We start from the raw sequence: 24,870 nt of genomic DNA on the forward strand, positions 1-24,870 counted from the left end.
TTCATCGAGTATAATCCATTATAAATTTTAAATTATTAATAGATGAACAATTCGTTAAGCAAAAGAGATTTTTCGATCCTAATCGGTAATGCAATGGATCATTTTGATACCGCACTTTATGGGTTTCTAGCCCCTCTACTTGTAGGTATTTTTTTCCCGAATCATGATAAAGTCGTTGCTTTAATACTTACCTATAGTGTTCTTGCTACGTCTTTATTTACTCGCCCGATCGGTTCTTATTTTTTCGGTGTTATCGCTAAAAAATACGGCGGTGTTTTTGCTTTATCTCATTCTTTAATCGGCGTTGCTTTAACAACTAGCCTAATCGGTTTAATACCTTCACATGCTCAAATAGGATGGCTTGCACCGCTATTATTAGTTTTGCTTAGAACGTTGCAAGGAGTATATTCCGAGGGTGAATGTGCCATTGCTAAATTATTTATTTTAGAGAATAAAGAAGAAAAAAAAGCGTTTAAAGCTTCTTACCTTTATCAAACATCTACTATGCTTGGTATTATTCTTGCTTCATTTATCAGCACTATAGTTTTAAATATAGAGTATAATGAATATTGGCGTTTATGCTTCATATTTGGCGGGTTTACGGCTCTTATAGGTTATTTTTTAAGGAAGAGCGAGGATATTGTAGTAAAGCCCTCATTGTCATCCCGCGGCTTGACCGCGGGATCCAATAAAAAATATAAAATTACTTTACGTAATTTTTGGATACCGTGGTCGAGCCACGGTATGACACAGTCCTCTCCTCGCAATGACGTAGTATCATCACTATTACAAGACTTAACTACAATTTGGAACAGTAAACTAAGTATCTTACGCATTAGTTTTGCCATAGGTTTCTCATATATGACTTATATAGTGCCTTTCGTCTTTATGAATAGTTTTATTCCGCTTATCACTGATATATCACTGGAAATAATGATGAAATTTAATACCGAGTTTCTGATTTTTGATATGATTATGATTCCGATAATAGGGCATCTAACAAAAAAGCTACATTACCTTAAAATACTAAACGGTACTCTTATTTTAATGAGTTTAAGCATAATTCCTTTATGGCTATTCTTGAATAATTCATCTATATGGTATGTTAATTTTGTACGTATTTGGATTATAATACTCGGTGTCGGGTTCTTGGCACCTTTGAACTGCTGGCTAAATGATTTATTTAAAACTGCCGATAAATATATGTTAGTAGGTATCGGCAGTAGTATAGGTGCTTCATTAATCGGACGCCTTACTCCGTCAATCTGTCTAATACTATGGCATGTAACCGGCAGCTCTTTATCAATTGCGATTTATATAGCGGTAATATCGATTGTAACCTTATGGGCTGTTAACAGTTTTGCCTGTATGGATTGATGTCATTCCCGCGTAGCATTGGCTTTGTTGTATGGCTCGGTTTTTTTGTTGTCATCCCGTGATTTATTCACGGGATCCAGGGAAAATAGACAATTAATGTATGTTATAAGTTGTTTTTCTGGATACCGTGGTCAAGCCACGGTATGACAATAATTCATTTTTAACAAAATACCAAACTCAAAAGTACCCCGACATAATTATTAGCTCTGAATCTTGTCATACAATCAGCTGGGTTCTCAATATCAAGAGTTGCTACTTGCAATATTAGTATAATTAAAGCAGCTAAAATAGGTAAATAGTCGATATTATGGTTAGCCATTTTTGTTGCTAGAATAAATAACAATATACAACCTATATAACATATATAAAGCCAAAGCTTAGGATGCTTGTTCTCTAAATATATACTTAACGATTTCACTCCTATTTTCTTATCGTCTTTTATATCCATATATCCGTAAATCGTATCATAACCGATTGCCCAAAAACAGCATGCTATATACATAATAATCGCTGCCATATCAAGTTTATCCTGAACTGCCGCATAAGCTATTAATGCCCCTAGCTTAAAGGTAAATCCCAAAAATATTTGCGGGAAATAAGTAATACGTTTCATTAACGGGTATAGGCTAATTATTATTACCGCAAAAAAACCTGTATATATGGCTGTTTTGTTTAAAAGTAGCAAAATACAAAGTGAGATAACGCTAAGAATAAAGAGTATAAAAATAGCATAAGAAACAGATAAAGCCTTGCTAGCTAAAGGTCGATCTTTAGTTCTTGCGACATGCTTATCAAATTTCCTATCAAATATATCGTTAATAATACATCCGCTACTCCTTGTCGTTATGCTTCCTAAGATAAATAATGGTAATAAATGAGCTAATTCCGTGTTAGAAGGATTTGCAAGCAATAACCCAAATAAAGCAGGGAAAAAAACCAACAAATAAGCTACCGGCTTATCCGCCCGTATTAATTTAATGGTAAGTAAAAGTTTGTCTAGAATTAGCATATTAAACTTTAGATTTAAATAAATATGGATATTATAGATAATTTAAGATAAAATACGCCACAAAATAAAGCTACTAGATTTTTATGGCTAAAAAATTAAAACACGATTCATTAGTAAAAATAATAATGAACGACCCGGTAGCAGCACAAGAATTTTTGGAATATTATTTACCCGATGATTTTAAGAGTTTAGTAGATTTATCAAAAATAACGGTAGAACAAGAAAGCTACATTGAGGAATCTTTAAATAAGAAATATAGTGATATAATATATAAAATTAGCACCAATAATAAAGAAGAAGCATTTGTTTATGTATTAGTAGAGGCCCAATCAACAATTGATTATTGGACGGCTTTGCGGTTATGGAAATATACACTATTAATTATGTGAAAGACATAAGAAAGGAAAGGATAAATTGCCGCTAGTTTAATTTAGTTATTTACAACGGTAAAGAAATTTATAATGCTCCAAGAAATTTGTGGAGTTTATTTACTGATAGTGTGATGGCAAAGAAATTAATGACGGAAGATTATCAATTAGTAGATTTGCAAGCTATGACAGATGATGAAATCGTCAAGAAAAAACATTTAGGTATGCTAGAATATATGATGAAGCATATCCATATGCGGGATATGATAAAACTATGGGAGAAGTTTTTAATAGAGTTTAAGCATATTATAATATTGGATAAAGAAAAAGGTTATATTTACCTAAGATCGTTCTTATGGTATACTGACGCAAAATTATCAAAACAAAAACAACCGGAATTAGTAGAAGTATTTCATTTATCATCTAAAGATAAGGATAGCATTATGAAAACTATAGCAGAAAAATATATGGGAGAAGGTCTGATACGAGGAAGACAAGAAGGTATTAAGATAGGAGAGGCTAAAGGCGAACATAATAAGGCAGTAATTATAGCAAAAAATGCTCTCTCAAGGATTCAAAATTCCTATGATTGCTGAACTTACCGATCTTAAAGAAAGTGTTGTCCGCTCAATTGTAAAAAGTAATTAATTGTGCAAGCACCACTTACACAAATCCTAAATATCATATCCTTCCAAAGAAAAGCATCTATTGTCATAATCACATATAACCTTTATAATAATATTCTTGAATCAACTACAAAATCTATGAAAGAATTTCCAAAAAATTATAATTTTACCGAAAATGAAAAAAAGTGGCAGCAAATTTGGCAAGAGAAACAAATTTATGCTTATAATCCAAACGTTTCAAAAGAAGAAACCTATGTAATCGATACTCCACCTCCTACAGTTTCGGGGCAGTTACATATCGGTCATGTTTATAGCTATACGCAAACAGATTTTATTGTACGCTTCCAGCGTATGATCGGTAAAAATATCTTTTATCCTATGGGTTTTGACGATAACGGGCTACCGACCGAGAGACTTGTTGAAAAACAGAAGCAGATCAAAGCTTATAATATAGATAGATCTGAATTTATAAAAATTTGCGAAGAGGTAGTAGCAAGTGAAGAAGAAAAGTTTAGAAGTCTATTTAACCAAATAGCTTTATCGGTTGATTGGAGTTTAGAGTATCAAACTATCAGTCCGTTATCACGAAAAATATCACAAATGTCTTTTCTTGATTTAGTACAAAAAGAGGAAGTTTATCGTGCTAATCAACCGATTTTATGGGATCCAGTAGATGGTACAGCTCTTGCCCAAGCTGATATTGAGGATAAGGAAAAAACCTCTTTCATGAATTATATTACGTTTAAAACCGAGCAAGGAGACCCGCTTACTATAGCAACTACCAGACCTGAGTTATTACCGGCTTGCGTAGCCGTATTTTATCACCCTGACGATGGACGTTATAAGCATCTAGCAGGTAAATCAGCTATAACCCCGCTTTTTAATGAGAAAGTTCCACTACTTGCTGATCCTTTAGTACAACAAGATAAAGGTACGGGGCTGATAATGTGCTGTACGTTTGGTGATCAAACGGATATTACTTGGTGGAAGACGCATAATCTACCTTTAAAAACTATTATCACTAAAAAAGGTACAATAGACTTCCAACATGAAATTTCTATAGACGGATTGAAAATTAAAGAAGCTCGAACAAAAATAATAGATATTTTAAAAGAACAAGAGTTGCTTATTAAACAAGAAGAAATAACTCATACCGTTAAATGTGCTGAGAGGTCAGGTGCTCCTCTTGAGATACTAACCGTACCGCAATGGTTCGTTAAAACTATATCACATAAAGAAGAATTGCTTAAAAGAGCAAATGAGTTAAATTGGCATCCTAAAAATATGAAGATTCGTTTAGAGAATTGGATTAATGCCATTAGTTGGGATTGGTGCATAAGTAGGCAGCGTTATTTTGGCGTGCCTTTCCCTGTTTGGTATTCTAAAAAAGTAGGTGAAGAAGGCAAGATTTTATATGCTGATATTTCACAGCTACCTGTTGATCCATTAAGAGATTTACCTATAGGTTACAGTAAGAAGGAAGTAGAGCCTGACTTAGACGTTATGGATACTTGGGCAACAAGTTCCGTTTCGCCTCAACTTTCTACTCATGGCATTTCTGATGATTTCGCTGTTAATAAAGATAGACACGATAAATTATTTCCGATGGATTTAAGACCTCAAGCACACGAAATTATCAGAACTTGGGCGTTCTATACTATTTTAAAAGCTCATTTACACCAAAATACTTTGCCGTGGGAAAACATCATGGTAAGCGGTTGGTGTTTAGCTGAAGATCGAAGTAAAATGTCTAAATCTAAAGGCAATGTTTTAGTTCCTGAAAAGCTGCTAGAACAATATGGTTCCGACGTAATACGTTATTGGTCGGCAAATTCAAAGCTAGGTGCTGATACCGCCTATTCTGAAGACGTTATGAAAAACGGCAAAAGGCTTGTTAACAAGCTATGGAATGCCGCTAAATTTGTTTCTATACATTTTGATAAACTGAAAGGTAAAGATAAAAAAGCAAAGCTTTTAGATGTTAAAGAAAAAATCACTAACGAGTTTGATCAGTGGATAATTAATAAACTAGTAGAACTAGTTAAGCTAGCTACAAATGAGTTACAAAACTACGAATATGCAAATGCTATGCATCTGACGGAAAAATTCTTTTGGGCGGTATTTTGTGATAATTATTTAGAAATAAGCAAAACAAGAAGCTATGACGAGGAAAACAAAAATCCACAAGGACAATATAGTAGCATATTAACTTTATATCATGTTATGCAAACGTTACTGAAACTATTTGCACCTTTCATGCCGCATATTACCGAAGAATTATACCAAATATTATATAGTGAAAATTCTATTCATGTTAAAGGTAGCTGGGTTAATTACGGTGACTTAAATTATGAAATCGATGCAAAAGGAGCAGAAGGGCTGCTTGAAATATTAGATATCGTCAGAAAATTCAAAGCTGAGAAGAATCTATCTATAAAAGCTCCAATAAAATTGCTTGAAGTTAGCGGCATAGTATTATCTGCAGAATTAGCAGAAGATTTAAAAAACGTCACATCGGCAGAAGAAATACAATTTGAGATGAAAGATGATAAAATTAAAGTCAATGTTATTCTTTAAAAATATTAGGTTTAATATTACTTATATTTGCTGGGATATTTTTTTATGCTTATATATTAGAACATGACTGGCGATATGTAACCTTAAGTGATGAACAAGTAAAAAAATACAGGATTAGCGAGAAAAAAGCTATTGCCCTTTATCAGTTAATGAAAGACACTCATGAGCTACTTGGTAAGAATAATATTAATTATTGGATAGAAGGCGGCACTCTACTTGGAGCCGTTAGACATCAAGGCATAATTCCTTTTGACGATGATTTAGATATCGGTATTATGCATGAAGACGAAATACGCCTACAACAAATATTACCGCAATTTGAACAATTAGGATATCGTGTTAAACATAATAAAATTTATGTAATTTGCGGGGAAAGATGCTTAGATATTTTCGTATTTCATAAAGAAAATGATAAATTTGTTCATTTTAATCAAAGTATGCGTAATAAATATCCAAATGATTTTTTTTATGATTATGAATTATATCCTTTAAAAAAATATAAATTTGGTAGTATAGAAGTATATGGTCCATCTGAATATAAAGAGCATTTGAATAGACAATATCTAGAATGGGATAAATATGCAATAATATACAGTCCTCATAGCTTACATTTACCTTTTTTATCGAATATCGAGAAAAAAACCAAATTTATATTAACGCCGGAATTGTTAAAACCTGCTCAGCCGCTCGGACCGCTAGAAGATAAAGTGAATAGTCAATTCAGCTACATTTATTGGTATGTGCGAGGATACAGCTTATAATTAAATGTCGGATTGGTAATAACTATTTCGATATAAGCAACGAAATAGTCATATGATTTACATTTGACTAGATTACTTTTTTGCAAAAATTCATATCAAACAAGTTGAGATAAGAAAGTAATAGCCGGTATAGCTAGACCATAGTAAATAGGTACAGTTAAATAAACTTTAGTACGTGTTCTACAGCCATACTGATATCTTTGAATTGCCCCGTAACTTTTCTTATTTCGTTCTTAATCTTAAACCAATAATGTTCTATAGGATTTAAGTCTGGGCTATATGTAGGTAAGAATAAAATTCTGCACCCAACCGACTCGATTAATTCTCTTATTATATTATTCTTATGGAAGTTGATATTATCCATAATTACTGTTTGTCCAGGATGTAATTCTTTAGTTAATATAGTCTCTACATAGGTTGTAAATATTTCTTTATTACAATTTCCTTCAAATATTACTGGCGCTATAATTTGATTATTACGAAGCCCCGCTATCATACTGATCCTGGATTTATGTTGATACACTTTGTTTCCATAACATCTAGTACCTTTTATACTCCATCCATATTCTCTACAAGCATTATCTTCTATTCCTGACTCATCAATGAATACTAGAGTTTCTTTAGAAATTTGCTGTATCTTTTCTATAAATTCATTCCTTAAACCAATATCCCTTCTGGGATGAAGATGACTTTTTTTTATAAGTGTACCCTAGTAGTTTTCTATAGTAATTTATTCTAGTTCTTTGTAATCTATTACCTAGTATAATACTTAATTCTTTAGCTGTTTTATCATGATTATTGATAATTAATTCTTCAAATTCTTTGAGATTTATTTTTGCATTATAACCCTTTGCTGGACCATAAGGTTTTGCTTTTATATCTCCTGTTTCCCATTTAAGAGTTTTCCATCTATATATAGTGTTACGACCTATATTGAATATTTTACATGCTTTAACAATTGAGAGCCCATCATCTAGAGCTTTGAATAGTTTCATTCTTAAATCGTAACTGTAACTGCTTGCCATAATTTATTTATTATCATTTATAACATATATATTAGCATAGTATGTACCTATTTACTATGGTCTAGCTATACTATCCATAAGCCCGGTTTATCAAAGCAAGAGCTGGAAATAGCTTGTTTATTTTGAATTACTTGAAAACTAAACTCAGGTTAAGTGATTCATGAAAATATTTTAAGCTTGAAGAACGGCTTGTATCACTTACTTTTGCTTCCACTAAAATCCAAGGCTTCTCATCTTTTGTTATTACTAAATCGACTTCACGTTTTTGTTTATCACGAAGATAGTATAAGCCAAAATCACCAAGCCCTGTTTCGTTCCAAAAATATACGGCTTTTAACAGGTGAGAAGCTACAAGATTTTCAAATCTAGCTCCTATATCTTTTATTTGCGACCAATCCCAAAGGTAGTATTTAGGCTCTTTTATTAAGCTTTTTACAACATTTTTAGACCAAGGCTTGATAGCAAAACAATAATAATGCTTTTCTAGCAAAGAGAGCCATCTTCTTATTGTTTGGTCTGAAACCCTAACTTTGTTAGCAAGATTCGTATAGCTTATTAATGAACCGGCCTGTTCGTTTATAACGGTAGCAAGTAATTCTAACGCATAAATATTGTTGATATCTTCAGTATTTCTTACATCTTCCCTAAATAATTGTTCGAATCTTTGATTACTCCATATTCTATGAAATTTAGCAGTTGCTTTTAAATAGCTTTCCGCAAATCCTCCAAAATTTATTAGAGCTTCAAATTCATCTATAGTGATATTTTTGGGGCTTTTTATATAATCAATATTATTATCAAAATTTTTAGCTATTTCAGATACCGATAACGGATGCACGGTTAAATTTATATAACGCCCCATTAGGCTATCGCCGCCTTTTTTATATATATTTAATTTGGCACTACCTGTTATAATAAATTCAATATTTTCTCCGAATTTATCATAAAACCCTTTTACAAGATTTTTCCAATCTTTATATTTATGAATTTCATCTAATATTAAGCACGGTTTCTTATCGGATATAGTAGACAGTAGATTTTCAAAAAGTTCGGTGTGTTTGTTTAGGATTTTATTTCTATCTTCTAGATAATCCCAATTCAATTTATCTAAATTGGGATTAGGCTTGATTACTTTTGTTTTGATATTGTAGTTTTTCCTACTTGCCTTGCTCCGCTTATAAATACAAGTTTACCATAGTTTGTTAGATATTCTTCAACTTGCTTTTTATATAACCTATCCATTATAATATTTCTATAAGTTTACAAAAATATTATAGGCTAATATCGAAATGGTCAAGACTATTTCGATATCAGTAACGAAATAGTCTTACTTGTAGCAAAACTGAACAGCTATACTTTATTATAACTGATCGCCCATCAGGGGAATTTCATTTGTATACTCATTAATATCTATCTGAATTAAACTACTCTCTTGATGATGTTCAATACTACCATCAAGCAGCGGTTGTAAATGCTTAGATATTATTTCAATAACCTCAGGCTTACCTGTGCTATTTGCTATTTCCATATACTCACCTTTTTGAGGCATATACGGAGTAAGCTGCTCAATATATTTTAAATAAGATTTTATTAATGCTCTTGAAGTTACCATAATACAGTTTATTAACAAAATATCAATCAAATTATTAATTTTTTAATATTTAAAAAATATTTAAAATAATTAGTGCAAAGTATTAGGTACTTTAGTATTATTTAACATTAAACTTTGCTTCATTCTATGCCTTATTTATTACCAACTATTATAACTACGCTACTTATTTTATTAGCTCTAATAATTTGGTTTTATGTAAAAACTAAAACCTTAAGGACGCAGCTACAATTTTTATCAGAGCAGAATCTAGAAATTAGCAATAACAACCAATTATTAAATCAAGAAAAGATAGGATATTTACAGAAAATTGAGCAATTGAAGTGTAAAGTAGAATATCAAGAACAGACTATTAAGGATTCAGAAAAAATAAGAGAAGAGTCGTTTTCATCGGCTAAAGCTGTGTTATTTGATTTAGGTAAAGATTTGTCTAAGCAATTAATAGAGATACATAAAATGGAAAACACGGCGGCAAGAGAGCTAGCCGAGAAAAATATCGCTACTGCTTCAGGAAAATTTAATAGTGAGTTTGAGCGGTTGATTACGATGGTGGGAGCATTAAATAAAGATATAGAGCAATCAAAAGGTACGGTTGATTTGATAAAACAGTCGCTGCTTTCTCCGATCGGGGCGGGGTTGCTTGCCGAAATTACGCTTGAGAATATCCTAAAATCTTCGGGCTTACGTCCTAATTTAGATTTCATTATGCAATACGGCTTAACTACAACAGATAGTGGAAAGTTAAGACCCGATGCCCTTATTTTTCTTCCTTCCGGTAATTTAATGGTTATTGATTCCAAAGCTTCCAAATTTCTAGTTGATGAGCAGGATAATAGCGGGAATCTTAGCAAAACTATGAATTATCATTTAAAATCTCTAGCTAATAAAGACTATGCCGAAAATATTTTAACTAATCTAAAGGATCAGAGCTTTAACAATGTTATTACTTTAATGTTTTTGCCGACTGAACAAGCGGTTGAGAAAGTTATTGCAGCCGACCCTGAATTTTTACAAAAAGCTTGGGGCTGTAATATCTTTCCGGTAGGACCTAGCGGACTTATGAATATGCTATCATTTGCAAAATTTCAAATTACCGATCATCGCCGCTCGGAAAATTATAAGGTAATCATTGAAGAAGTGAGAAAGCTGTTAAGTTCTATCGGTACTATGGCTGATTATTCTCAAAAGATCGGTAATAACCTGCAAAATATGGTTACTAATTATGATAAATTTGCTGCCTCGTTTAATCGTAATTTTATGTCAAGAGTAAAGAATATTCAAAAACTCGGCATTGATTCAGGGAATAAAGCCATGCCGGCTATCTTAGAGCGTTATCAAATCGTTTCCTCCAAATCAGAGATTATTGAAGTAGAAGCAGAAAATCCACCGCAAATAGAGGAAAATTATAAATAAATTTTTCTCGTAATAGATAATTTAAATGTTAAAAAAACTTTCCATAGTTTGTATAGCCATATTGTTACTATGTGTAAGCATATATAAGATTAAAGCTCCTGAAAAAGAAAACAAACATGTTATAAAAGTGAGCTTTATTAATATGTGGCCGGGCTTTACAATAGACGAGCTACCGATGATAAAAGAAATCATTGAAGAAAACGGACGAACAATTGTTATAGATCATAACAATTATGACCTTATTATTGATAGTGTTTTTGGTCAAAGAAATATTAGTAATAAAGATAGTATAAAGATATTTTTTACCGGTGAATCTGTTAGACCAAAGCTAGAAAATTATGATATATCTATAGATTTTGATTATATAGATCATCCAAATTATATAAGAATACCTTTATATTATATGTATTTTACTAATGAAGTCAGTACTGAATATAAACGATCAAAATGCAATCCAAACAAACCGTATTTTACTTGTTTCTTAGTCTCTAACGGTATAGAAGATCCTGAAAACGACGGCTGCATAGCAAGAAATCGATTTTTTCATAAGTTGTCGCTGTATAAAATAAGTAGTAAGCGGCGGTAAATATTTAAATACTGAATCTACAATTATACCAAAAGAAAAAACTCGTGAATGGTTATCTAAATGTAAATTTGTTATTGCTTTTGAAAATAAAACATATGAGGGGTATGTTACTGAAAAACCTTTTCAAGCTTATTTAGCAGGAGCAGTACCTATATATTATGCAGATAAAAGTTATATCAAAGATGTAAACCCTAATGCAGTAATATTTGCTAAAGATTATTCAGAAGAAGATTTATATAATTATATTATTTCTGTTGATAAAGACGATGAAAAATATTGTAAGATATATAACAATCAGATTGTACCGACTTCAGAAAATAATTACATCGCAGTAAAAGAAAAATTAAGAAAAAAATTATTACCTTTATTAAATAACCTATAATGCGACAAATTAAAAAATATTTTTTTATAATATCAATTATAATTATTTGTTTATCATTGATTTTCATATTTTTAAAAACTTATCAAATAGGTTCTGCTCCACTTGAAGAAAAAGATATTAAAATTTTTATAGTAAACCTAGATCGCAGCACTGATAGATATAACAATATTAGTAAACAATTCAACAATAATAATTTATCCTATGAAAGGTTTAGTGCAGTAGACGGTTATAATTTATCCATAACAGATGCAGCGGGAAAAAGATTTACCGGCTTTAGATGTAAAAAATAACCCTGCTCTTTTATCCCTTGATAACGGTTATACTGTACTTTGTCCTTCAGAAAATATAAATTATTTTTCCGATAGCAAAATATTAAATCATACTTTAACGGCAGGTGAACTCGGTTGTTATTGCAGCCATAGAGAAATTTGGCTTAAAATGGTTAAAGAAAATATACCTTATGCCCTAATAATAGAAGATGATGCTATACTAAATGACGATTTCCGTAATAAATTTTTAACAATGCTTAAGCATTTACCTACTGACTGGGATTTAATTTATTTGTCCTTGTCACATTCTAAAAACAAAATATTTTATAATATTTACAATAACCCGTATTTAAAGAAGATAGGTCATGGTGGTTACTTTAATACAACTATAGGTTATTTGATACACTTAAAAGCTGCTCAAAAACTTCTTGAACATAGCAAAAACCTTACTTTAGAGATTGATAATGTAATATACCAAGCTTTTATGCATAACGAAGTGCAAGCCTATGTCACTTCGCCTTTTTTAATACATGCAACATTTAATTATATTTGAAATGGGAAGAGCACATTAAATAACGTAAATTTTACAACCTTAATCTAGGTTTTGTGGACATTTCTAATTGATTCGCTATTTTGAGGTATTTTTTAGCGAAAATTAATAAGATTTTTTTGAAATATGAATAACTATTCCGGCAAAAATCTTATTAATTTTCGCTAAAAAATACCTCAAAATAGCGAATCAATTAGAAATGTCCACAAAACCTAAGCATGGTACTTCTTCTGTAGGATCAATATCAATAACTGTATCATCTTGTGCCTAAGGCAACCTTATTAAGCCAAGTAATGGTAGTAGCGGTTTTCTCGGCAATATTCTTGCCTGCACTACTAATTGCCTTGCCGACATTTAAATCCGATATAGTAGTTGTTAAAACATCTATTAAAGTCGCAAGACTTTAAATCTTTAATAGACTCAAACATTATTAAAGGTACTATCGCTACAGTCAGTCTTGCCGCATCATTATAGTAAAACTTTTGAAAAAACACATCATTAGTTAATTTTTCGCCGGTGATATTTTCTATAACTTTATTGCCGCAATATGTTGATACTAATAAAGAAGCAAGACGCATTAATTTAACAGAAGTTGATGCATAAAACATTGGATCTTCATAAAATTCTAATTCTGGATTACGAAAATAAAAACAGATATAATCCAAAATCAAGGTGGCTATTGCCGAACACATAGCAATACTCTTCCATCCATGATAGGTACTAATGTCTGATTCAATATTGTTAAAATCTATATCTTGATTGGTAAGTTTATTATATATTGCCTGAAGTTTTATTTGCGTATTCTTATCTTTTTCGGAATGTTTATATAGTAACTGAAAATATGGTTTAATTTCTTCAGCTGTAAATTTCTTATTCTCAATTAAAGCCGGTACAATTTTATCATGCAAAAATTTAATTAATTTATTTTGCATAAAATTTGTAACTTTACTTTGTTCTTCTACTACTCCTGCAGCTGCGCAGACCATCGTAAAGCCGTATATACAATTATACGATTAATAATATCATTATTTAATAAATCAATAGGCTGCACCCCTAAATTAGCAGCATATCTAAAACAAATCGCAGTTGTATTTACGGCATCATTAGCAAAGCTTGGAGTGTGATCAAATAAAAATTTAATATCTTTAGCATTTTCAGTGTTATTTTCTAATGCTTGAAACATGTTATTATTAATCTCTTTGTTTGTCTATTTGATAAGACCGTACCGGGAAAAGATAATAAAATTTGTAGCATCGCAAGGCTAGTGTTGGTAAAGCACATAATTCATACCAAGGATCCTCTTCGTCAATTACATATGAACGTAAAGCAATTACACCCACTATAAGAGAAGCATAAGTAATTGCTATTTTACCTGAATGATTACTAACTAAATCTGATTTTTCGGTTAACCAAGAAGCAATTTTGTGATCTTCATTATATTTATTAGTAGCTTTTTCTATTCTAGTAAGACTTTGCTCTAATGAATTAAGATAATTTGCAAAATTTAAATGAGTTTTTTTACTATATTAAACTCGGTTTCATAAGAGGAAGGTACATTTAAAGTGTTTGTAAGTAATATTGCTTTAGCTATATAGCGATATAAAAAATACTCGCTCGTCAGAGGATATGCCATAGCATCGATTTCTTTGGCTGCTTTAATCAAGTTTTCAGATTGATCTAAATTATTTTTTAAAAATACTTGGGGCTTTAGTAACAAGGGTACTAAACTCTAGTGAATTTATATCCCCTATATTATCTAGCATAGAATCAATGATATTCTTGTTTTCTACTCCTATTAGCTCCTGTAGCTTCATACATAAAAAATGATCTCGATTATTTATCTCTTCAAAACAATTGCTCCATTGAGAATGATCAATATTCTTATCTTGATACTTTCCGGTAGTAGCTAATTTACTTAGCATTGTTTCTAAATATTGAGTATAAATAAAACTTTGATCTAGTGTTGTTAAATCTTTAAAATTTTTATCACAGAACCATATTTTCAATACCTCACCTAAATTAAAACTAGCAAGTGCTGTAGTAGTTTTCCATAATCTTACGCCTAAATTTGATATATCATTATAATATTTTATTATTACTTCTAGTTTATTACTCATAATTTCAATTAAATAAATATTAAAGTTAAAATAAAAAATATAAAAATCTCTTAATATTTATTCAAATCTTTTATATGTAATTATTTATAATTGTTAATTATTTTACTATGAGACAACATTAAAACCACACACGGGCAACGCCAGTTTATGATTAAGAGAGAAGAGTATTGGGGTACAAAAATTTTTAACCAAAAAAACAATAGCTGTGGACATAACATATCCTTTTTTATCTTCTATTTGCTTAATGATATAAAAAATGTCAGTACCTAAATCGTCTATATTATAATGAGAATACTAGTAACAGGAGCTAACGGCTTTATTGGATCATATATTACAGCTGAATTATTAAAGAATAATTATGAGGTAACATGCTGTGTTAGAGATGTTGAATCTACCAAGAAAAAATTCCCTACTGCAGAAGTTATATATTGTGATTTTTAGACCTAACACCACAAAGCTGGATAAATAGATTAAATAATATAGATATAGTTATTAATGTATCAGGTGTATTAACGTCTAGTCATGCTAATAATATTGAAAATGTTCATGTCAATGGTCCAAAAGCTCTATTTAAGGCTTGCATCCTTACTAACGTAAAAGAATTATTCATATTTCAGCTCTTGGAATAGATGATGAAAAAAAACACTGCTTATGCTTTAACTAAAAAAGCAACTGAAGAATATTTACAAAAATTAGAAAATATAGATTGGGTAATTTTACAGCCATCTCTTGTTTACGCAAGCAGTTGTTACGGTGGTACCTCACTATTTAGGGCTCTTGCAACATTACCGTATTTTATTCCTTTAATAGGTGATGGTTTACAACAATTTCAACCTATTCATATTGATGTATTTAACGAAAGTAATTATTCACTGTATAGAAAGGGAAGGAAAAATCCACAAATTATTAAAAATAGTCGGACCAGACATAGTTACCATGAAAGATATCTTGCTTGGATTTAGAAAATGGCTTGGAGTTAATCCTGGAAGACTAATAAAAATTCCTCTAATATTCATTAAAATAGCAGCTAAATTAGGGGATTTTCTAAAAATAGGACCCATTAATTCTACTGCGTATAATATGTTACTTCAACTTAATATTGCTGATAAAAAAGATTTTATCGATTTTACTTCTATAATCCCTAGAAACTTGCAACAATGTTTTGCAACCGAACCTTTAACCGTACAATCCATATGACACGCTAGGCTCTATTTTTTAAAACCTATAATAAAAATTGTCTTAGGGCTATTTTGGATAATGACAGGAATTATTTCAAATATTTTTGCTTATGATGCTAGTATGCAAATTATAATATCACTAGGATTTGATAAACAAATAGCACCTTACATATTATATGGAAGCTACTTTACAGATATTATTCTTGGAATTCTACTAATTATCAAAAATAAAATAAGTAGGATACGTAGTTTACAAATTTTATTAATACTAGCTTATACTCTACTATTAACATATCTTAAGCCAATATTATGGCTAGATCCGCTTGGTCCAATATTTAAAAATATTCCAATAATATTACTTACTTTAGTATTAATGGCTATAGAACGAGATAAATAATGGATTATCTTTTTATAAAAACTATTCATATTATTAGCTCTACCATTTTATTTGGTACTGGAATTGGTACTGCTTTTTTATGTGGTGGGCAATAGCGACTTGAATGCAAAGGCATATGCAGCTCGCACTACAGTTATAGCTGATCTTCTTTTTACTACTCCAACTGTGATAATTCAACCGGTTAGCGGCATAATATTAGTAAATATGCTTGGCTATAATTATTCTGATTTATGGCTTACCTTAACTTATATCGGATACATAATCGCCGGTAGTTGTTGGCTTCCGGTGGTATGGATTCTCAACTACGAAATATGGCACTTGAAGCATTAAAACAGCGAACTCCCCTACCGGAAAAATATTATAAATTATTTAAATTATGGTTCTACCTAGGCTGGCCAGCATTTATCAGTTTGATTATTATTTTTTTCTTAATGGTGTTTAAACCGCTATAATACTAGTTTAGGATAAATTTTATACTAAATTAGTATTGTCCCGTGGTCAAGCCGGCGTTGTTGTGTGGATACCACCCCGTCATTGCGAGCAGCCGTAGGCCTTGTTGCAGGCTCGTTTATGTCATTCCCGCGTAGGCGGGAATGACATATAGAAAAAATAATATTTACGCCGGTATATCTTCAATAATCGGTTGTTTTTTGTTTGATTTTGTAGAAATGAGAGAGGTCATTATCGGTTCTACTAAACCGTTAACTACCTCTTTTGTAATAGTAACACGCTGCTTTTTTAGCTCGGCAACTTTATACATACTATCAAGCAAAAGATGCTCAAGTATTGAACGAAGTCCCCTTGCTCCCGTCTTTTTAGCTAGAGCTTTTTCGGCAATGGCTTCTAGGGCTGAATCGTCAATTACAAGCTCAGCATCATCAAGCTCAAATTGTTTCTGATATTGCTTTACTATAGCATTCTTAGGCTTAGTTAGAATTGTAATTAAAGCTTCTTTGTCTAGCTCATCTAAAGTAGTAACGATAGGTAACCTACCGATAAATTCAGGAATTAAACCGAATTTAGTTAAATCTTCAATCTCCAGGGATTTAAGAATCTCACTATTATTTTTCTCTTTATCTATATTTACGTTAGCTGCAAAGCCTATAGAACTATGATTAGTTCTTGAGGTTATAATGCTATCAATTCCCATAAAAGCACCACCGCAAATAAATAAGATATTTGAAGTATCTAACTGTACGAAATCTTGTTGCGGGTGTTTCCTACCGCCTTGAGGAGGCACAGAAGCAACTGTTCCTTCCATAATTTTAAGTAATGCCTGCTGTACTCCTTCACCCGATACATCCCGTGTAATAGAAGGATTCTCCGATTTGCGGGCAATTTTATCAACCTCGTCAATATAAATTATACCTTTTTGTGCTTTTGCTATATTAAACTCAGCTGCTATCAATAAACGTAGTAATATATTCTCAACATCTTCACCGACATAACCGGCTTCCGTTAAAGAAGTAGCATCCGCCATAGTAAAAGGTACGTCTAAAATTTTAGCAAGCGTTTGAGCAAGTAAAGTTTTTCCTGAACCGGTAGGACCGATCAATAAAATATTCGACTTATTAAGCTCAACATCATTATTGCCGGATTGTACATATTCAAGTCTCTTATAATGGTTATAAACCGCTACTGCTAAAATCTTTTTAGCCTGATCTTGCCCAACTACGTAATCGTTTAGAATTGCACATATTTTTTGCGGCGTTGGAATTGAAGAAGTAATTTGCTTTAATGCAACTTTACTTTCTTCCTTCATAATATCCGTACATAAATCTATACATTCATCACAAATAAATACTGCAGGACCTGCTATCAGTTTTTTTACTTCATGTTGTTTTTTACTACAAAACGAACAAATCAATTCTTTTTTATCAGCTTCTACTACCATTAACTTTCTTTTTTATGTTTATTTTAACAATTCTTACTATAGCACTCTTGCGTACATATAATAATCTTTATGCTCATTTGCAACTATTTCGCATTTTTTAAGGATTCCCTCCTTAGCGAAACCGCATCTCTCAAGAAGATTAATTGAACGAAAATTATCTGTAATAACTGTTGCTTGGACTCTTACAATGCCTATATAATCAGCAAATTTTAATATATTCTTTATAGATTTTAACATCATACCTTGACCCCAAAAATTAGGATCTAGATCATAGCTTATTTCTGCTTTATGATGCTCTAGATTTATTATATTAAAACCGGCAGTACCTATTAATTTATTATCGTCTTTAAGGGCAATTCCCCAATAAAAGCTTCTATGATTTTTATATAAACTAGACCAATAACGTATTTCTTCTCTAGCTTCTTCTAAGTCTTTAGGTCTATTACTATCAGTTATATAAATAGCCATTTCCGACTTACTCATATAATTAAAATAATCTTGTGCATCATCTTCGACTAACGCACGTAAAACTATATCATTTAAATCAAGTACGGGAAAAGGAGCATATAAATATTCTCTATTTATCATACATATTCTTCTTTTCTTTGAAAAGTAGTATTTTTAAAGAAGGATTAAAATAATGAGTAATACGAAGAGCAACTTCAAAAAGAGCAAGGAATCCACAAGACGGGAAACGGAAGCCGTTACTTAAACGTTCAATACCGCAGTACTTGTATGATGACGTAGTCAATTTTTGAAGTTCTATCTAAGTATTAACATATTTAATCGGGTCTTGTATATTATTCTTTTTAAAAGCATCAAGCCTTATCATACAAGCAAGGCAATTACCGCAAGATGAATCATCTTCAGTAGGTTCATAACATGATATAGTATTTTTGTAATCTACACCAAGCTCAATACCGGTTCTAATTATTTGCTCTTTAGTCATATCAATTAAAGGCATATGAATAGTAATTTTTTTACCTTGTATTCCCATACTGGTTGCTAAATTCGCCATTTCTTCAAAAGATTTAATATATTCAGGACGACAATCAGGATAATTTGCCGAATCGCTTGTATGCACACCTATAAAAATGTCTTTTGCTCCTATTACTTCTGCAAAACCGAGTGCATAACTTAAAAATATCGTATTACGAGCAGGCACGTAAGTAACCGGCACATCTCCAGGTAGTTCGTTTACGCCGTGATAATGCGGAACATCTATATTATCATCGGTTAAAGCAGAACCACCGGAAGCTCGTAAATCTATATCAACAATCTTATGCTGCTTGACGTTATATTCTTTTATAAACTCCTTAACTTTCCGAAGTTCTGCATTATTACGTTGTCCGTAATTAAAACTCATAGCATGAATTTCATAACCCATTTCCCTAGCTATTGCAAGAACCGTAGCAGAGTCTGCCCCGCCGCTAACCAAATTAACTGATTTTTTTGCTTCTTTCATTTATATATACTAATTACTTATAAAAATAATTATAATATAATTAAATAGAAATTATATAGAAATTTTTATGACTATGAAAATAATTACCTAAAGAACAAATTACTACTAAAAATAAAGACAGTGTTTTAATTAAAAAAGAAAAAAACTTTAATCTAAAAGGTATAAAATTAATACAACAATTATCAGGCAAGAGTACATCAAACATGTCTACCGATGAAATAATGAAATTAACACTAGGTGAGTTCACATTAATAGATTAATCATTACGTACGATTAAAGGTTTTGTTACATGTATCGAAAAAATGCCTCTATGTCATTCCCGCGAAAGCGGGAATCCAGTAAAACATATAAATATTCTTGACTAAATCCTTCTGATCATCTAAATTTACGTTGTTAATTTATGGCGGGTGTAGCTCAGTTGGTTAGAGCATCAGGTTGTGGTTCTGAGGGTCGCGGGTTCGGATCCCGTCACTCGCCCCATTTTCTTCCCTTAATACAAAATAATTAATAGACCTCTTTCATAACCTATCTTATAAAGAGGAATTTGAAGGGAACACGGAAGCGCTTGCCGCCGCAGCGTACACACTAGTACGTGAAGATGCGAGTACCGGATTGACATACAAATTACCTTTAGAAGGAGGTTATGAAAGAGGTCTAATGGATATCAAACTTTTATATAGACTGGCTAAATATCTAAGGTTCTATAAAAAAGATTTGATCATCGTTATGATCTCTTTACTTAGCGTATCAGCTTCATTATTACTAATCGGTAGTGTTTTTAGAAATTTAGTTGATAAAGGCTTGAGCAAAGACCATATTTTATCGGTTGATAAATCTATATTATATATTTGTTTATTAATTATCATCTTAAGTATTGCTAGTTTTTTTCGTTCATATTTTATCAATAATGTTGCTGAAAAGGCAGTTAATCAAATAAGAAAAGAAGCTTATAGTAATTTAATTAATTATGAAATTGAAGAGTTTGAAGAACTAAAAATCGGCGATATAATTTCACGCCTAACAAATGATATAGATCAAATATCTACTCTCATCGTTAATTTCTTATCTTTTTTTATTCGCAATTCGGTGATGCTAATTGGCGGCGTTACTTTAATGTTTTTTGAAAGCTTTAAACTCGCTTCTATAGTAATTATTACCATTCCTATCTTATTAATTCCTTTAATTAAATTCGGCAAACATGTTAAGGCTTTATCTAAAAAAGCCTTGGAATCTAAGTCACTTTTAGCATCGGATATTGATGAAACTTTTAATAATATTAGAGCTATTTATGCTTTTAACCATCAAATAAAGAAAATTGCCGATTTTGATACTAAATTACAAAACTATTTAATATACTGCAAAACCCGTTTAAAAATCCGGGCTTTATTCTTTGCGATTTCAATAGCCGTTATATTTCTTGCGATTACTTTAGTCGTTTGGATCGGAGCTTCAGATATAGTGAAAGGTCATTTATCTGCCGGTCAAATTATATCATTTATTTATTATGCAATCATTGCCGGAGTTAGCTGTGGCGGTATTTTTGAGCTACTAAGCGAAATGCATTTACCTGTTACAACCCTTGAGAGAATAATTACAATTATAGATAAGACACCTATAGCACATAATAATTATTTAGAATTAAATAATTCCGATCCAATCTCGATAGAATTTAAAAATGTCGATTTTACCTATCATTCAAGACCTAATTTAAGGATTATTAATAATATGTCTTTGAAGATAAATGCCAATAAGTTTCTTGGTATTGTAGGTAGATCAGGTGCAGGAAAAAGTACTTTGATGCAGTTACTGCTGCGTTTTTACCGGCAAGAAAGCGGCACTATCCTTATTAACAATCAAGATATAATTCTTTTAAATCCTGCCGAAATTCGTAAATTAATTGCCTATGTCCCCCAAGAAGCTAGCATTTTTTCCGGCACTATAAGGTCCAATATTATATTCGGTAATAATGAAGCAAGCGACGACGAAATAAATGAGATAATAAAAATTACGGGAATAGAAGAATTTGCTGCTAAACTTCATGACGGTATAAATGCTAAAATCGGTGAAAGAGGGGTTAGATTATCAGGAGGACAGAAACAAAGAATAGCTATTGCTAGAGCATTACTACGCATGCCGCAAATTTTGCTTCTTGATGAGGCAATGAGTGCTTTAGATACGATGAGCGAACAGAAATTATTAAATGCTATAAAAAAAATAATGAAAGGGAAAATTATTATATCAATTGCCCATCGAATTAGTAGTATAGAATCAGCTGATCGTATTTTAGTAATAGATAAAGGAATAGTAGCAGCTAGCGGAACGCATAATGATTTATCTAAAAATTCAGAAATCTATCGCAATATCTGTAGAGAGCAGTTAACAATATAAAGGGGTATGTCATTCCTGCGAAAGCAGGAATCCAGTCAACCTTAATGTCATACCACGACTTGATCGTGGTATCTTAGGACATAATCTGTGACACAAGATCCCGTGGTCAAACCACAGTATGACACTAAACGCTTTTTACTGGATTCCCGCTTTCGCGGGAATGACAATAAAGTAGATAATTAATATATTTGTTACAATAAAAGTTCCTTAGTATAAAAAAATTTAAATGTTTAATATAATTTAGCTTGAAAGCTGCCGTGGCTTTGTTATAATCGTAATTACAAAACAAAAAAGGTTTACAAAATGAAAAATTTATTAAAGATTTTATTAATTCTAGCTTTCGCAAGCCCAGTATTTGCTTCATCAATGCAAATGCCTAACCCAGCTTCAGTTACAACAACCCAAATACAAGCTATGAGTACTGACGATCAACAAGCTTGGGTTGCTAGTTTAACAGCAGATCAGTATAATATGTTAAGTCCTGATGTTCAAAAGTGGGTAATGGAGAATACTACCGATGCTCAAAAACAAGCTTTAGGAATTAATCAGTAATATTTTAATTAATTTTTAAAATTGATATATGTTAGGAATAATTATTCTTAACATATATCACTAAAAGTTTCTGCTTTCACTTCCTTTCAGTCTTCCTGTTATCGTGTCATGTATATACTCATTGATAAATAAAAATTGCTAGATGAGTATAAATATTCATTTATTCTTTCTTTAGTAAAATAATACACTAATTATTGTAAGCTATAAGAATATAGAAAGCTAATTTGTTGTGTGGCTTTGCTGTCATTCCTGCGTCCTTATTTATGTCATTCCCGCGAAAATGTTGTTGCGTGGAGCTATTTTTCCGTCATTGCGAGAAAATTTACAATAGTAAATTGACGAAGCAATCTTGGAAAGAATTCCTGAGATTGTCACGCTCACTAACGTTCGCTCGCAATGACGACTTGGTATCCACGCAACAATGGCTCGCAGGGATAACATCGAGCAGGCTTTCGGATTCAACAATACTTTGCTAAAACAACCTAAAACTAACAATTACTTATTACCGTAATCATCATGGAAATACTCGCTGGAGCGGAAATAGATTTATTCGTTCCAAGTTTCCCTGAAATACAAGATATAGCTAGACCATAGTAAATAGGTACATACTATGCTAATATATATGTTATAAATAATAATCAACCACTTTCATCTGAAAGATGAAAGTTTGTTTTATAGCGACTAGAAGTCGCATATGAAGCTAAAGCTTATGCGACCCGTATGTGCAAAATCATGTCTGGCTCATGTGTACCAATATGCCTATTAATCATATAATCGTTACATTACCACTATTAGACCTACAGTAACTTCCTTGCACACACAATGTCTACCCATACGCATCAAGTTAAGCCATAATTGTTAATAATTTTAGTGTATTTAAGGAAGATAATCTGGTTTTACGATATTTATCTTTCAAAGAAAATCTCCCCCAATCTATAATTAATTTCTTAAGGAACTGCTTTAAATCATTAAGACGTCCAGTAATAGACAGGAATAATTCTCTTGACCTTTTCTGTAGTTCAATAAATGCTTTGGTTAAACTAATTTCTCTATCATTTGCTAATTCTACACAATTCGATAATCCATGAAAAATAAGCACACTACATAATTTACCATATAATTCACACAAAACTCTTGCAGGTTTACTTCTCCCTTTAAGATTTTCAATTTTTGCATGACTTTTATATAATTTAAATAATAATTCAATTTGCCATCTTGCTCGATAAATTATCATTATATGCTCAGCATTAACCATATCCTCTGATATATTAGTGATAAATATTGACCAATCTAGTAATCTCTGGTTTCTTGAAGAAGATTTATATTTATGAGACTTAGCTAATAAATTAGCCTTCCTTCTTCTACCAATAGCCTGTTCATCAGTCAATTTATGACATATAATCCGTAGCTTAACTTTTGCTTGTTTACCTAAAAGTACATCTTTTGATAAAAAGAATTTATTATCTAATAGGTTTAATAAATCAATTTTTTCCTCAGTGATAGGGTCATATATATTAGTATCTGCTTTATAACGACTAATAAAATATGCACCAAGTTCGATAATTTGAATAAATGAAGCTGGGACAAAATAACCTAAATCAGATATTAATAAGTCCTTAGTAGATATGTTTGATAAATGTTCTCTATATCCTTGATCAGCCCTTATACCTTATCCGCCATATTGGCAGGTAGAATAATATGGCTACTATCCAATAATTTAACGCTATTAAATTGCTGCAAAATGTTGCATGCTGCAAAATGTTGCAATCAAGCGGCATAGTATTTCTAAATAATTTCAAGCATTGTTCATACATTGACTGCATAAATTTTACTGCTACCTCAGTAAACCTAAAGTCTAAGCCTTGGGCAGAAATATCTATAGTTTCTTCACTTAAAAAGTTACGCATTCCATCAAGACTACAATTACTATCGCTCATATTACCAAACACTATAGCTTTTAGAAAAGCTGAACCAGTTATTTTTCGTTGTCTCTTAATAAATCCTGTTGTAATGGATAAATTATTGGCTGTCTCTCCAAAAAACTCTTGGCATAGTTTTGCTAAGTTTACTATTTTCCCCATAGGATAAATTCTCACAATTTAGTTGTTAATCTTGCAAAAATTTATACCATATATTAGCTTCTTTTTAATTCATAATTTACTACCGTAATACCAGTATAACCTACTTGCTTTTCTTAACTTGATGCGTATGCAATGTCTACCACACTGTATAGTAGCGACTATAGTAAACAGTACGTAATTTCCTGACGTATTGAACTCATGGTGCTTGTGATGCTAACGCATCATGGCGCACATGGCAAGCTAAAG

At 31.5% G+C, this 24,870-nt stretch carries 21 protein-coding genes, 1 tRNA gene and 5 pseudogenes; 18 read left to right on the plus strand and 9 right to left on the minus strand.

Translation table 11 applies throughout. The features are described 5' to 3' along the window. Positions 1–42: 42 nt before the first annotated feature. Positions 43–1,377, plus strand: coding sequence for an MFS transporter (locus REIP_RS06345; protein ID WP_045804096.1), 1,335 nt, complete (start codon positions 43–45; stop codon positions 1,375–1,377). 160 nt (positions 1,378–1,537) lie between these two features. On the opposite strand, the gene ubiA is transcribed toward REIP_RS06345, so the two are convergent. Further along, positions 1,538–2,386, minus strand: coding sequence for a 4-hydroxybenzoate octaprenyltransferase (gene ubiA / locus REIP_RS06350; protein ID WP_045804097.1), 849 nt, complete (start codon positions 2,384–2,386; stop codon positions 1,538–1,540). A gap of 83 nt (positions 2,387–2,469) precedes the next feature. Here ubiA and REIP_RS06355 point away from each other — a divergent pair. The 3 genes and pseudogenes from REIP_RS06355 (at position 2,470) to REIP_RS06365 (ending at position 6,722) form a co-directional block, all read left to right on the plus strand. Next, positions 2,470–3,402 (plus strand): annotated as a pseudogene (locus REIP_RS06355) (Rpn family recombination-promoting nuclease/putative transposase). A 116-nt stretch (positions 3,403–3,518) separates the two neighbouring features. Further along, positions 3,519–5,957, plus strand: coding sequence for a valine--tRNA ligase (locus REIP_RS06360; RefSeq protein WP_045804369.1), 2,439 nt, complete (start codon positions 3,519–3,521; stop codon positions 5,955–5,957). Then, positions 5,926–6,722, plus strand: a pseudogene (locus REIP_RS06365) (LicD family protein). Before REIP_RS06360 ends, REIP_RS06365 begins: the two are co-directional and overlap by 32 nt. Before the next feature lie 153 nt (positions 6,723–6,875). Here REIP_RS06365 and REIP_RS09920 read toward each other — a convergent pair. From REIP_RS09920 to REIP_RS06385, 3 genes are all read right to left on the minus strand, one after another. Next, a protein-coding gene (locus tag REIP_RS09920; protein WP_156147374.1) for an IS630 family transposase occupies positions 6,876–7,743 on the minus strand; the annotation gives its coding sequence in 2 pieces (ribosomal slippage) (positions 6,876–7,415 and positions 7,417–7,743; 867 coding nt in all). Positions 7,744–7,870: 127 nt separating this feature from the next. Beyond that, positions 7,871–8,845, minus strand: a complete 975-nt coding sequence (locus REIP_RS06380; RefSeq protein WP_231569281.1) for an ATP-binding protein — start codon at positions 8,843–8,845, stop codon at positions 7,871–7,873. A gap of 258 nt (positions 8,846–9,103) precedes the next feature. Continuing rightward, positions 9,104–9,373 carry a hypothetical protein gene (locus REIP_RS06385; protein ID WP_197069212.1) on the minus strand — a complete coding sequence of 90 codons (270 nt, stop codon included), beginning with the start codon at positions 9,371–9,373 and terminating at the stop codon, positions 9,104–9,106. A 108-nt stretch (positions 9,374–9,481) separates the two neighbouring features. On the opposite strand from REIP_RS06385, the gene REIP_RS06390 reads away from it, so the two are divergent. From REIP_RS06390 to REIP_RS11790, 5 genes are all read left to right on the plus strand, one after another. After that, positions 9,482–10,765 carry a DNA recombination protein RmuC gene (locus REIP_RS06390; protein ID WP_045804370.1) on the plus strand — a complete coding sequence of 428 codons (1,284 nt, stop codon included), beginning with the start codon at positions 9,482–9,484 and terminating at the stop codon, positions 10,763–10,765. A 25-nt stretch (positions 10,766–10,790) separates the two neighbouring features. After that, positions 10,791–11,351: an alpha-1,3-fucosyltransferase gene (locus REIP_RS12745; RefSeq protein WP_231569282.1), complete on the plus strand. Its 561-nt coding sequence runs from the start codon at positions 10,791–10,793 to the stop codon at positions 11,349–11,351. A gap of 73 nt (positions 11,352–11,424) precedes the next feature. Beyond that, complete coding sequence (locus tag REIP_RS12750; protein WP_231569345.1) at positions 11,425–11,733, plus strand: glycosyltransferase family 10 domain-containing protein; 309 nt, start codon at positions 11,425–11,427, stop codon at positions 11,731–11,733. Continuing rightward, positions 11,733–12,023, plus strand: a complete 291-nt coding sequence (locus REIP_RS13240; RefSeq protein ID WP_082068267.1) for a glycosyltransferase family 25 protein — start codon at positions 11,733–11,735, stop codon at positions 12,021–12,023. Before REIP_RS12750 ends, REIP_RS13240 begins: the two co-directional genes overlap by 1 nt. Continuing rightward, on the plus strand, positions 11,980–12,555 hold the full coding sequence (locus REIP_RS11790) for a glycosyltransferase family 25 protein (protein WP_269429017.1): 576 nt from the start codon (positions 11,980–11,982) through the stop codon (positions 12,553–12,555). The genes REIP_RS13240 and REIP_RS11790 overlap by 44 nt, the downstream gene beginning before the upstream one ends. A gap of 186 nt (positions 12,556–12,741) precedes the next feature. Here the strand turns inward: REIP_RS11790 and REIP_RS13485 are convergent. Next, a pseudogene (locus tag REIP_RS13485) lies at positions 12,742–14,669 on the minus strand (hypothetical protein). A 285-nt stretch (positions 14,670–14,954) separates the two neighbouring features. Here REIP_RS13485 and REIP_RS12760 point away from each other — a divergent pair. From REIP_RS12760 to REIP_RS06450, 6 genes and pseudogenes are all read left to right on the plus strand, one after another. Next, on the plus strand, positions 14,955–15,110 hold the full coding sequence (locus tag REIP_RS12760; protein WP_231569284.1) for an NAD-dependent epimerase/dehydratase family protein: 156 nt from the start codon (positions 14,955–14,957) through the stop codon (positions 15,108–15,110). A gap of 191 nt (positions 15,111–15,301) precedes the next feature. Then, positions 15,302–15,631, plus strand: a complete 330-nt coding sequence (locus REIP_RS06435) for a hypothetical protein (RefSeq protein WP_045804101.1) — start codon at positions 15,302–15,304, stop codon at positions 15,629–15,631. Further along, the gene (locus tag REIP_RS06440) at positions 15,606–15,866 is read left to right on the plus strand and encodes a hypothetical protein (protein WP_045804102.1); all 261 of its coding nucleotides are present in this window, start codon (positions 15,606–15,608) and stop codon (positions 15,864–15,866) included. The genes REIP_RS06435 and REIP_RS06440 overlap by 26 nt, the downstream gene beginning before the upstream one ends. A 60-nt stretch (positions 15,867–15,926) precedes the next feature. After that, positions 15,927–16,244 (plus strand): DoxX-like family protein, encoded by a 318-nt coding sequence (locus REIP_RS06445; RefSeq protein WP_045804103.1) that lies wholly within the window; start codon positions 15,927–15,929, stop codon positions 16,242–16,244. After that, complete coding sequence (locus REIP_RS13755; RefSeq protein WP_410525693.1) at positions 16,244–16,339, plus strand: DUF2269 family protein; 96 nt, start codon at positions 16,244–16,246, stop codon at positions 16,337–16,339. The genes REIP_RS06445 and REIP_RS13755 overlap by 1 nt, the downstream gene beginning before the upstream one ends. Next, positions 16,329–16,696: pseudogene (locus REIP_RS06450) on the plus strand (DUF2269 family protein). Before REIP_RS13755 ends, REIP_RS06450 begins: the two are co-directional and overlap by 11 nt. A 164-nt stretch (positions 16,697–16,860) precedes the next feature. Here the strand turns inward: REIP_RS06450 and clpX are convergent. The 3 genes from clpX to queC all read right to left on the minus strand — a co-directional run bounded on the left by clpX (position 16,861) and on the right by queC (position 19,603). Further along, positions 16,861–18,138, minus strand: a complete 1,278-nt coding sequence (gene clpX, locus REIP_RS06455) for an ATP-dependent Clp protease ATP-binding subunit ClpX (protein WP_045804104.1) — start codon at positions 18,136–18,138, stop codon at positions 16,861–16,863. Positions 18,139–18,174: 36 nt separating this feature from the next. After that, the gene (locus tag REIP_RS06460) at positions 18,175–18,726 is read right to left on the minus strand and encodes a GNAT family N-acetyltransferase (protein WP_037214362.1); all 552 of its coding nucleotides are present in this window, start codon (positions 18,724–18,726) and stop codon (positions 18,175–18,177) included. Positions 18,727–18,904: 178 nt separating this feature from the next. Continuing rightward, complete coding sequence (gene queC, locus REIP_RS06465; protein ID WP_045804105.1) at positions 18,905–19,603, minus strand: 7-cyano-7-deazaguanine synthase QueC; 699 nt, start codon at positions 19,601–19,603, stop codon at positions 18,905–18,907. A gap of 403 nt (positions 19,604–20,006) precedes the next feature. Between queC and REIP_RS06470 the strand changes: the two genes are divergently transcribed. The 3 genes from REIP_RS06470 (at position 20,007) to REIP_RS06480 (ending at position 22,543) form a co-directional block, all read left to right on the plus strand. Further along, a tRNA-His gene (locus REIP_RS06470) sits at positions 20,007–20,083 on the plus strand. A 177-nt stretch (positions 20,084–20,260) separates the two neighbouring features. Then, complete coding sequence (locus REIP_RS06475) at positions 20,261–21,991, plus strand: ABC transporter ATP-binding protein (RefSeq protein WP_045804373.1); 1,731 nt, start codon at positions 20,261–20,263, stop codon at positions 21,989–21,991. 303 nt (positions 21,992–22,294) lie between these two features. Continuing rightward, entirely contained in the window at positions 22,295–22,543 is a 249-nt protein-coding gene (locus REIP_RS06480) for a DUF2673 domain-containing protein (protein WP_023507079.1), read from the plus strand. Positions 22,544–23,387: 844 nt separating this feature from the next. Here REIP_RS06480 and REIP_RS06485 read toward each other — a convergent pair. Further along, a pseudogene (locus REIP_RS06485) lies at positions 23,388–24,624 on the minus strand (IS4 family transposase). Positions 24,625–24,870: the final 246 nt, after the last annotated feature.

The sequence above is a fragment of the Rickettsia endosymbiont of Ixodes pacificus genome, assembly GCF_000965155.1.
GTDB classification, from domain to species: Bacteria; Pseudomonadota; Alphaproteobacteria; order Rickettsiales; family Rickettsiaceae; genus Rickettsia; species Rickettsia tamurae.